The organism is Pelotomaculum propionicicum (assembly GCF_004369225.1).
Classification (GTDB): Bacteria; Bacillota; Desulfotomaculia; order Desulfotomaculales; family Pelotomaculaceae; genus Pelotomaculum_B; species Pelotomaculum_B propionicicum.
In genome coordinates this window covers 1-9,958 of the sequence record NZ_QFFZ01000076.1, presented here as the reverse complement: position 1 = coordinate 9,958, position 9,958 = coordinate 1, and the positions used below count along the sequence as shown (strand labels likewise).

Sequence of the window (9,958 nt, the reverse complement as noted above, 5' to 3'; positions counted from 1 at the left end):
AGGGGAATCCGCTCGCCTGACTCGTCCAGGCGCAGGATTACAAACTGCCCTGCCCTGGCTTTTTTGGCCACCAGCGGCGCCTGTATTTCAAACAGGTTCAGGGTGGGGGCCAGGACTTCTTTTCTCAGAATCTTGTACATAACATCACTTCTTTTCGTTTAAATGTAAATATCTCAAATAATTATAAAATTGTTAATGCTTTTAGTAATATTATCCGCACTTAGGTTAATAATGGGTGGCAAGAGTTTAGTTTTGAACATAATTAATATACATACCTACATTTACAGTTTATCATCTTATAACTATCAAGAAAAATTCTCATTGTTTATATTAATCATTAGTTATAATTATTGTAGATAGACTAATGGGCGACTTTAAAGTCGCCCTTAATAGAAGCATTTCTTTTCTTATCTTGTATTATTTCATGTCAAACCTAATAAGCAGAATTTTAGTTTTGTGCGAACATTTAACCAACTATTTCTGTGTCAGTCCTTTTTTTCGGGCAAGACCACATGGTCCTGTATTATTGTACACACGTGCTTATTCTTGGTGCCCAGTTCAAATTTCTTGGTGATGTCATTGAACTGGTCCATACAGTTGTGGCAGGGGACCGCGACGACCTTGGCGCCGGTGGCCCTGACCTGATCAGCTTTCCGTTGCCCCTTAATCCTGACGCGGATATCCGTAAACTCCGGCATAGCGATTAAGCCGCCGCCGCCGCCGCAGCAGTAATTGAACTTTTTGTTAGGATTCATATCCCGGAAGTCTGCACAGAAAGATTTCAAAACGTTCCGCCCTTCTTCAAACACACCTTCTTTGCGGACGGCGTTGCACGGGTCATGGTAGGTCACCGGCTCAGTCACCTTGCTTTTTACCTGCAAGCGCCCGTCGTTCAGGGCTTCATTTAACAGCTGCAATATGTGTCTGATAGGGAAAGTCTTCCCCTGCCAAAATTTCCTGTAGGCCAGACGGCAGGAACGGAAAGCGTGGCCGCATTCGGTGACAATCAGTTCCTTAGCGCGCAGACGCACCACTTCTTCAAAAAGAGGCCGCTGGATATTATAGAAGTCTTCATCAATGCCGGTGAACAGCGCCAGGTTGGTAGCGTCCCATTTTTTGGAACTGATAGTGTAATTGAAGCCGGCGGCATAGAACACTTTCAGGATGGCCTGCAAATCGGCGGGATAATACTTGATTTCCCTGGCGTTGAACGCGAACATGAAATCGGTGTCTTCCTTGTCCAGCGGAATTTTATAGTTGGGGTCCTCCAGTTCTTCTTGAAGCTCTTCTTCAATCCATTCCAGGGTTTCAATATAATCCTCCTGGGATACGGACATCTGGTTACCGGTATCAAGTTGTTCCTGCACAACCTTCTGTAAAAAACCCGGTATCACCGATCTGTCATAGAAATTGCCGCGCACGGCCCTGACTATGTTAGCGATGTTGACCTGCATCGGGCACTCAACTGTGCAACGCTCACACATATTGCACAGCCAGACATACGGATCGTTTAACGCTTCCTCCCGCATGCCCAGGATAAGCTTGCGCAGAAATTTACGCGGGTCGTGACCGGGGATCAGGTCAGAATACGGGCAACCCGCTGTGCACATACCGCAGGCCAGGCAGTTGCCAAAATCAAAATTTCCGATCAGGCCTTGTACTTCAGCCCTGAATCCGGGGTTGAGGTTTGCAGCCAAAATTGCTTCCGTCATGGATTAGCTCCCTCCTCTCAAGTTTCTAGTACTCGTTGGGCATGGTCTTTAGCTGGGCCAGAGTAAATACCGGGCCGTCCTTGCAGACAAATTTATTGCCCACATTGCAGCGTCCACACATACCGATCCCGCATTTCATGCGGTTTTCCAGGGCCATGATGATCCTTTCCGGCGGAAAGCCCAATTCCTCCAGTACAGGCAGGGTGAACTTAATCATGATCGGGGGGCCGCAAACAACTGCATAAGTGTTTTCGGCACTGGGAGCCGTCTCCTTGGTCATGGCGGGAACAAACCCTACCTTGCCTTTCCAATTCTCATCGCCGCGGTCCACAGTGGCTACCATGGTGATATCACTGCGCTTCTCCCACTGGGCCAACTCTTCTTTATAAAGCAGCAGGCCTGAGTTCCTGGCGCCGTAAATCACGGTCAGGTTGCCGTAATCACCCCTGTTTTTCGGATCAAGAATATAAGTGATCGTGGAACGCAGGGTGGTAAAAGCAAAACCGCCGCCAATAACCACAAGGTTCTTACCCTTTAATTCTTCCATCGGGTAGCTGTTTCCCAACGGGCCCCGCACACCGATAACCGCTCCTTCCGGTGTCTGGTGCAGGGCGGTAGTGACTTTGCCAACCTTCATCACAGAGAATTTGAGAATCCCAGGCTCAGTAGGTGAAGAAGCGATACCGAAAGGCGATTCACCTTTACCGAAAGCAAAAACTTCAGCGAACTGGCCTGGCAGATATTTAAAGTTTTGCTCATCTTCCTTGTTTATGAAGGAAAGCGTAAAGGTGCGGATATTCTTGTCTTCAGTTTCAATAAAGTTCTTTTCCAGTCTCATCGGCATAGGCAAATATGGATTTCCCATAAGTTAACACCCCTCTCCGCTTTCCCGCTGCTGAATCGCGTCCAACAGTATCCGGATATCCAGGTTCACGGGGCAATTCTTTATGCACCTGCCGCAGCCCACACAGGCTGTCTGTTGAAACTTGTCCTGAAAGTACTTAAACTTATGCATGATTCTCTGACGCACTCTTTCCTTGCCTGAGGGGCGGGGATTGTGGCCTGAACCGTGCAAGGTGAACAAAGGGAACATGCAGGCGTCCCAGTTTCTCACCCTGCAGCCCTTACCACCCTCGGCCTCTTCCACGATGTCGAAGCAGTGACAGGTGGGGCAAAGGTAGGTGCAGGCAGCGCAGCCAATACATTTTTCCCACAGGCTGTCCCAGATCTCATCATAAAAATTTACATCCAGCTTTTCTTTCAAACCATCCAGGTTAACCTTGCTTGCCACAACCGCAGATTCTTTTATTCTGGAAGTATCAGGGGAACCATCCGGCAACTGATACCTGGCGATGAACTCCTTGCCCTTTTCGGTTATTCCCTCCACATAGTACTTATCTTCCAGTTCGGTGAGAAACACGTCAGAACCAGCGGTATCAAAGGGACCGCTGTTTACCGAAGTACAGAAACAGGTTGCGCCGGGCCGGTTGCAGCCGAAGCCCACTATAACAGTGTTTTCCCGGCGTTTATAGTAGTAAGGGTCCCGGTACTGCTCGTTTTTAAACGCATCGTCCAGTATGGTGAAGCTCTTTGCATCGCAGGGCCTTATTCCCCAAATAACCTTTTTAGAACAGTCACAAATCTCATCCACCCTGACCCCGTCCTGGACTGTTTCATAGCAAAACATTTTTTCTGATTGAGGGAAAAGGATTCCTTTCGGCGGTTTTTGCGAATTGCTGTATTGCAAGCAAACCTGCGTACCTGAACTAATCTTCTTAAATTCAACCTTACCGTGTTCTTTCACCGGAGCGTATACTTCATATTCACCCAGTATTCTATCCAGTAAAACAGGCAAATCATTTTTGCTGATTAACATCCTCTTCACCTCACTCTTTCACCAGAAAGGTCTGGGGGTCATCAAACTTAAACTCATTAAGCGCCGGTTTGTCTTCCAGGTTCATGCCGGCCTCCGCGCCGAATATTTCCTTGACGTCCCTGGCCAGTTTCCTGTTAAGGTTGCGCACGTCAATGCCCATGGGGCAAGCCCTGTCACAGGATCCACAGTCCACGCAACGGCCGGCTGTATGGAAAGCGCGCATGGCCTGAAATATCAGGTTGTCTCCTGAACTTGAGGCGCTCTTGCCTATCCACTGGGGTGCAGTGCAGTCTACGAAACATTCCTCGCAATAGCACATCGGGCAAGCGTTCCGGCACGCATAGCAGCGAATGCACTTGCTCATTTGCTCAGCGAAATAGGCAGCCCGCTCAGCAACAGTTTTGGCTTCAAATGCCGCCACATCGGAATAATCATCTTCCTTTTCCGGCACTTTTTCGCCCAGCAGTTCATCAGAAAGCACCGGGTTGCCTGTCCTGCAGGTGGCACAAGAACCGTGCAGCACATCTTCTTTCCGCACTGCCTGTTCAAAACCGTTTCCTTTAAGAATAAGCCAACCGTCTTTTTCTTCCGAGGCAAGTAATTCCCGTCCGTTTAATATAGTCTCAATCTTCTTCCTGTCAATCATGCCGCCGCATGGCACGCCGATAATATACAGGTTGTCGAGGTTAATCTGGTTTTCTTTGATCAAAGCCACTATAGAACGGGCATCACAGCCTTTGGCAATGACCCCGACCTTTTCAGTTTTTTTGCGCAGGTAATTTGCCAGGTTGTTTTCACAACTGCTGTTCCAGGTTAACTTGCCGGCATCTTCCGCTTTCCTGACAAAGCAAGGTGTGCTGCGTAGAGGGAGGCTGCCTTTTTCAAAACCAATAACCAGGTCGACCTTCTTTTCCTCCAGTAATTTCCTGGCAGCATCTTGCACTAATCTGGCTAGGTTCTCCATCTGCTACACCTCACAGTGTTTATTCACTATATTCTTATTAGGTCCAAGCTTCTTGACCTTTTCCGTAAGCTCATTGACCAGTTCCGCAAACCTGCCGCCTTCCGAAGCGGATATCCAGGCAAAATTAACCCGGTCCTCTTCGATGCCGATATAGTTAATTAGGTTTTTCAAAAGCGCAAATTTCCTTCGCGCCGCCAGATTGCCACTAACATAGTGGCAGTCGCCGGGGTGTCACCCGGATGTCAGAATACCGTCAATGCCGTTTCTCAAAGCTGAAAAGATAAAAAGCGGATTGATGCGACCCGAGCAGGGTACCCGTATAACCCGGATATTAGGCGGGTACTGTATCCTTCCGATCCCTGCCAGATCAGCGCCGGCATAACTGCACCAGTTGCACAGGAAAGCAGCTATTTTCGGTTCCCATCCCTTAGCCTCCATTTTCTTCCCCCCTTTAACTGAGCGCACAGAGCATGTCTGTGATTTGCTGATTGGTAACTCCTTTAACTTCCAGGGCGCCGCACCGGCAAGAGGAGGCGCAGACACCGCAACCTTTGCACAGAGCTTCATTAACTACAGCAGCCTTTTCTGTCAGATCGACAGCAATGGCTTTGGACGGACACAGCGACTCGCAGGCGCCGCACATGGCGCATTTCTTTTTATTGACATAAGCTGTTTTACCCTGAGCTTCCACAAATTCTTTGCTCAGCAATGTACCCGCCCTGCCGGCGGCGGCTTTAGCCTGGGTTATGCTTTCTTCAATTGACTTGGGTCCTTGGGCCAGACCGCACATGAATACGCCGTCGGTACTAAAGTCAACCGGCCGGAGCTTCAGGTGGGCTTCCAGGAAGAATCCCTCCTGGTCCAGAGGCACTTTAAACAACTGGGACAGGACGGCATTGTCTTCCGGGGTTGCAATAGCAGCAGCCAGCCCAATAGCGTCAGCGTTGATTTCGATGGGAACACCCAGCACATGATCTGTAACTGTAACTTTTAGGCCTTCATCAGATGATACAACCACTGGCTTATTGCCAATACTGTAGCGTACAAAAATAATTCCCTTGGATCTGGCTTCGCGGTAATAGTCCTCATAGAAGGCGTAGGTCCTGATATCCCGGTAAAGAACGAAGATATTGGCTGAAGGATTCTTTTCCTTTATTTTTAGTGCCAGCTTGATGTTTTTGGTGCAGCAAACACGGCTGCAATACGGGCGCTCAGGTTCACGCGACCCGACACAATTGATCAGAACAATATTCCGGGCCTTCTCCAACTTACCGGAGGCAATTGCTTCTTCAATTTCTAATTGGGTATAAACATTGGGATGCTGGCCGTACAGGTACTCAGTCGGCTTGTATGCCTGCCCGCCAATGGCAATAATAGCGACACCGTGCTTAATTTCCTCATTGTTGGAAAGAGTCGTTTCAAAATTACCTACGTAGCCCCTGACATCAGCGATATTACATTCTGTATGCACTGTAATATTGGCATGGTTTTTAACTTTTGTTATTATACCGGTCAGGAATTCATTGATATCTTCACCATTTAAACCGTTCTTGATCTGGTTGGCCATCCCGCCCAACCTGGCGGATTTCTCCACCAGATGCACATGATAACCACGGTCTGCCAGGTTTAACGCGTTGGTCATACCTGCCACACCACCGCCTATTACCAACGCGCCATGGTTCATAGGCATGCTTATTTGTTTAACCGGTTCCAGGAGCAATGCTTTCGCAACAGACATCCTGACCAAGTCTTTTGCTTTTTCTGTCGCTTTGGCCGGCTCGCTCTTATGGACCCAGGAACACTGGTCGCGGATATTGGCCATTTCAAATAAGTGCTGGTTTAAACCCGCATCCCGCAAGGTCTCCTGGAATAACGGCTCGTGCGTGCGGGGACTGCAGGAAGCGACAACAATCCTGTTGAGATTGTATTCTTTAATAAGTTCCTTCATCTTGTTCTGGGTATCCTGTGAGCAGGTATACATGTTATCTACCGCATAAGCCACACCTGGCAGAGTCCGGGCATATTCAACAACCTCCGGCACATTTACCACGCTGCCGATATTGATGCCGCAGTGACAGATAAAAACGCCGACCCTTGGGATTTCATTGTATACATTTCGCTCCGGAGGAAATTCTTTGGATTTGACCAGGGTATTACACGCGTCAGCTAATAAAGCGGCCGACTCACCCGAGGCCGCGCTGGCCTGCATGACAGTTTCAGGAATGTCCCGGGGAGCGCTGAAAGCTCCGGCCACAAATATTCCCTCTCTTGATGTGCCGACACCGGAAAGCTTGCTTGTCTCACAAAAATTATATCTGTTCAGTTCAAGGTTTAATCTACCCGCTAATTCCACCGCTTCAGCTTTCGGCTTCAGCCCTACCGAGAGAACAACCATATCAAATGACTCATTAAAGATGGTACCGTCTTCTCCGGCATAGCGGATCAGCAGGTCGCCGCTGCCGCCTTCCTTCTCTACCACCTCAAAGATACGAGACCTGATAAACCTTACACCCTGCTCTTTAGCCCGGTCGTAATATTTTTCAAAGCCCTTGCCGTGTGTTCTCATATCCATGAAAAAGATAGCCGTATCCAAACCCTGCGGGCTATGCTCCTTGGCCACAACCGCTTCTTTTATCGCGTACATGCAGCAAACACCGGAACAGTAACCGTTTTCCTCCCTCAGGTTCCGGGATCCCACACACTGGATCCAGGCAATTTTTTTAGGTTCTTTGCCGTCTGAAGACCTTACCAGGTGCCCCCCGAAAGGACCGGAAGCACTTAAAACACGCTCAAATTCTAAGCTGGTCATTACGTTCGGCAATCGCCCATAGCCGTAGTAATCCAGGTCGGAAGCATCATATTTATCAAAACCGGGGCTTAAGATAACCGCGCCCACATCAATCTCAACAATCTCTTCTTTCATATCATGTAAAATAGCACCGGCCTGGCAAACTTTGACGCATTCCAGGCATTCTGAACAAACTCCGCAGTTGAGGCAGCGCTCCGCTTCAAGCTGCCCCTCTTCCAGGCTGTATCCATTAGCGACTTCTTCATAGGAAACCTTGCGGGCTGCAGGTTCGGCATAGGTCAGATCTACCCTGCACTGCCCGGCATTGGCGGGCGGCTCTGGCTGCTGGGCCACATCTTCCTGATCTTCCAGGCGTCCTTCTTTCAAATCGAGCCCCTGCAGGTAGCGGTCAATAGATTCTGCTGTTTTCTTACCAGCGGCAATCGCGTCGATAACTGTAGCTGGCCCGGTAACGGCGTCTCCACCGGCGAATACACCCGGCAGTGAAGTGGCCAGGGTGTCCTTGTCGGCGGCAATCTTACCGCCACGTCCCGTTGCCAGCCCCGTAACGGCAGAAAATGATGTATCCGGCGCCTGGCCTACGGCTACGATGCAAGTATCCACCTCCAGCAAAAACTCTGAGCCGGGTATTGAGACCGGCCGGCGCCGGCCGCTTTCATCCGGTTCGCCCAATTCATTGCGCAGGCATTCAAGCGCCTTGAGCTTGCCGCCCTCACTATGAAATGCCTTGGGAGAGGTCAGCATTAAGAAGTTGATCCCTTCTTCTTTTGCTTCTTCTATTTCTTCCGGCGCGGCGGTGATTTCAGCTTCGGTCCGCCGGTAGACAATGGTGACTTCTTTGGCCCCCTGCCGCAGCGCGACTCTGGCCGCGTCCATCGCCGTGTTGCCGCCGCCTACCACAGCTACTTTTGCGCCAACCTTCACATTTTCTCCGCTGTTAACCCGAATTAGAAAGTTCACGCCCACTATTACATCTTCCATATCTTCGCCGGGCAGATTAAGAGAGGTGCCCTTCCAGGCGCCTACTCCAACGAATACCGCCCGGTAACCCTGCGCCTGTATATCGGCCAGGGTGAACTCCGGTCCCAGAGGAGTGTTTGTTTTAAACTCAACCCCCAGTTTCTCCAATAAACCTATTTCAAGATCCAGCCACTCTCTTGGCAGCCGGTACGATGGTATACCATAGCGGAGCATGCCGCCAAGCTTGTCCCTGGCCTCAAAAACCGTTACCGGATATCCGCGCTTCGCCAGCTGGTAGGCGGCTGAAAGGCCGGCAGGTCCCGACCCTATTACAGCCACCCGTTCTTCTTTGCGCTGTGCTGGGACAGGCAATGGCAGGCTTGCCACATCCTTGTAAACCACATCAGTGACCAGCCGCTTTAACTGGCGGATAGCCACAGGCTCGTCAAAACTGCCGCGATGGCATTTAGACTCGCATGGGTGGGTACATACCCGCCCGCAAATTGCCGGCAGCGGATTGTCCCTGTAAATTAACTGCCAGCCTTCTGTCAGCTTGCCTTTCTTCAGCAGCTGAACATAACCCTGGGCATTAACACCCGCTGGGCAGGCGGCACGGCACGGGGGCGCGGCAGTCTTCTCAATTGCAAAACCTGAGGGCATAGCCTGTGGATACAGTTTATAAATAGCTTTGCGCTTGCTCAGCCCCTCATCAAAGCTGTTTGAACATTCAACCGGGCAGACCTGGGCGCATTCACCGCAGCCGGTGCACTTGTCAAGATCAATGTAACGCGCCTGTTTCCTGATCGTAGCCTTATATTTTCCCGGCTCTCCCTTCAGGTCTATAACTTCGGAACAGGTAAGGGTCTTGATGTTAAGATGCCGCCCGCATTCCACCAGTTTTGGCGAAACAATACACATTGAGCAGTCATTGGTGGGAAAAGTTTTGTCCAGCATAGGCATCGTGCCGCCAATAGCCGGGGACTTCTCCACAAGATACACATAATAGCCCGATTCGGCTAAATCAAGTGACGCCTGGATACCAGCAATACCGGCGCCAACTACCAGTACAGCCCCAGTTTTATCCGAACTCATAATCCATCACATCCGTCCTCAAAGTTTTGGAATGCTATTAATAAAAACCGCGGCGGCGGCAATTATAGCGAATTTATTGATATAAGTTAGAAAACTAATTAAAAGACTTGTTTATGACTGTAGTTTAGCATTACATAACACAGAAAGGAAATTTTCATTTATTATACAAACCATTAGCAGAAATAATTGTTGATCAAAACTTTAATGCTCTATTTAATTTGGAGTAAAGTTCTCATAATCTAAACTCTTCCTGATTTACTCCTGAAATTCACAAATAATTCAGTTGTACCTTATGGTCCGGCACATAAATTTTATTAATGATAGCCTGTGTTAAAAGGCACCCCCGAAAGAAGAAGCCCTCCTACCAAGACCCTACGCCGGACTTTCACCGCCTGACATCGCCCATACCGGAGCAAACAGTCAAGACCACCCCAGAATGGGGTGGCTTGAAAGAGCCCTATAAGGGCTTATTACAAGCCAGCGCCTAAATGACGCTGGCTTAAACTTCGTTCAAGCCATGTGCACTGATTACTTGGCAGGACCCT

Annotated in this window: 6 protein-coding genes and 1 pseudogene; all 7 read right to left on the bottom strand. The window is 49.4% G+C overall.

Annotation, left to right across the window (positions count from 1 at the left end):
• Positions 1 to 140: pseudogene (locus tag Pmgp_RS20420) on the bottom strand (sulfide/dihydroorotate dehydrogenase-like FAD/NAD-binding protein); the annotation flags it as partial.
• Between the two features lie 345 nt (positions 141 to 485).
• Positions 486 to 1,712: a (Fe-S)-binding protein gene (locus Pmgp_RS18175; RefSeq protein WP_134215945.1), complete on the bottom strand. Its 1,227-nt coding sequence runs from the start codon at positions 1,710 to 1,712 to the stop codon at positions 486 to 488.
• 25 nt (positions 1,713 to 1,737) lie between these two features.
• On the bottom strand, positions 1,738 to 2,577 hold the full coding sequence (locus Pmgp_RS18170; RefSeq protein ID WP_134215943.1) for an FAD/NAD(P)-binding protein: 840 nt from the start codon (positions 2,575 to 2,577) through the stop codon (positions 1,738 to 1,740).
• A gap of 3 nt (positions 2,578 to 2,580) precedes the next feature.
• Complete coding sequence (locus Pmgp_RS18165) at positions 2,581 to 3,588, bottom strand: 4Fe-4S dicluster domain-containing protein (RefSeq protein ID WP_134215941.1); 1,008 nt, start codon at positions 3,586 to 3,588, stop codon at positions 2,581 to 2,583.
• A 10-nt stretch (positions 3,589 to 3,598) separates the two neighbouring features.
• Positions 3,599 to 4,552, bottom strand: coding sequence for a 4Fe-4S dicluster domain-containing protein (locus Pmgp_RS18160; RefSeq protein WP_134215939.1), 954 nt, complete (start codon positions 4,550 to 4,552; stop codon positions 3,599 to 3,601).
• Positions 4,553 to 4,555: 3 nt separating this feature from the next.
• Complete coding sequence (locus Pmgp_RS20415; RefSeq protein ID WP_243119950.1) at positions 4,556 to 4,990, bottom strand: hydrogenase iron-sulfur subunit; 435 nt, start codon at positions 4,988 to 4,990, stop codon at positions 4,556 to 4,558.
• 13 nt (positions 4,991 to 5,003) lie between these two features.
• Positions 5,004 to 9,413: an NAD(P)-binding protein gene (locus tag Pmgp_RS18145; RefSeq protein WP_134215933.1), complete on the bottom strand. Its 4,410-nt coding sequence runs from the start codon at positions 9,411 to 9,413 to the stop codon at positions 5,004 to 5,006.
• Between the last annotated feature and the right edge of the window lie 545 nt (positions 9,414 to 9,958).